At 71.2% G+C, this 1,461-nt stretch carries 1 pseudogene; it reads right to left on the reverse strand.

The window, feature by feature from the left end:
* Positions 1-99 precede the first annotated feature (99 nt).
* A pseudogene (locus AC07DW_RS34465) lies at positions 100-1,374 on the reverse strand (DUF4158 domain-containing protein); the annotation flags it as partial.
* Positions 1,375-1,461: the final 87 nt, after the last annotated feature.

Here is a 1,461-nt window from a genome sequence, read left to right on the forward strand (position 1 = left end):
GCCAGTTCTACCGGGGCTCCGCTTCCTACGTCCGGCACTCAGTCAGATCGACACCCCTCGCTACCAGCCCCAAAGCCGTAACTTCACGGCCTTGGGCTAAAGGTGCGGCGCGGAAAGCACCAGGCGCCGCCACGACCCCGTCAGCAGGCCGGTGTCGATCTCGGCCGGGCCGACCTTCTTGCGGCCCATCAGCTCCGGCAGCGACAACAGCGCGGCCAGCACCGGCTCGCCCTCGGGGGGGGCGTCGAAGTCCACCACGGTGACCAGTAGCCGCAGGAACGGCCGGACGGTGCCGAACCGGCCCACCAGCATGGCCCGCCATGCCTCGTCCGCGACGGAGTCCAGCGGCGGGGTCAGCTCGAACAGCGCGGCGATCGCCGCCGCCAGCTCGTGGCGGGGCACCACCTGCTCGATCGCCGCCCACATCGCCTCCAGGCTCTCCACCTTCGGCGGAGCGATCTCCCCTGTGTCGGTGTCGACCTGCTCGGTGGTGTCGAACACGACCTGGAACGCACTCGCCAGCTTCGCCGACGCCCGCTCCACCCGAGGCAAGGTCTTCAGCTTCTCCTTCGCGCTCTCCCGCTCCACCTTCGCCAGCAGCTTCGTGGCGATCAGGACTTCCAGCAGGTCCAGCGCGTCGTCCACCGCCCGCGAGGTCAGGTAGACCGTGGTGGCCAGCAGCGTCGCTAACCGGCGGGCATCGGAGTGCCGGCGCAGCAGCGACGCCTTCCCGTCCACCCCGTACCGCGACAGCTCCGCCAGGCGCCGCGGCGGTATCCCTGACACGTCCAGGGCACCCATCCCGAGCGCGGCGATCTCCTCCGCCCGCTCCAGCGCCCGCTTCATCTGAGGACCCGAGACCCGCACCGGCCCCCGCCGCAGCCGGTCCAGCTCCGACACCCGCTCACCCGGCGGAACCGTCAACAGGGAGTCCAGCACCGCCCGCTGCCCGACGCTCAGCATCCCGTACAAGGTGTCCCACAGCCGCTGGTTCGCCGCCTCCCGCACTGACCCCACCAGCCGGGCCAGACGGCTCACCCCCGGCAGCAGCACCCGGCCCGCGCGCAGCCACCCCGCCGCCGCGTCGAACAACGCCTTCGGCCCGTCCCCCGTCGTCCACGCCCGCGCGTCCAGCCAGCCCGCCAGTTCCTCGCGGACCTCGGCGTAGTCCCGCCAGCCCCCGGCTTCCTGAATCTCCCCGGCGTGCGTACGGGCCGTACCGTCCCGCTCGCCGTACAACTTCAGGCACGAGGCGTCCTCGATGTCAAACTGCCCGGCCAGGTACTCCGCCACCCCCGCCGGCACCTGCCGCGGGTCCGCCATGAACCGGCCCAGGTACCGCACACTCGTCAGCTGGACCGCAAATCTTATCTTCAGCCGCAGAACCGGACGTGGCTCTGACCTGGGTCGTTGCCTGGTGGCCGGTGTCGACGACGGACCGGATCAGCTGGGTCCGATGGT

This window comes from Streptomyces sp. NPDC045701 (genome assembly GCF_056432045.1).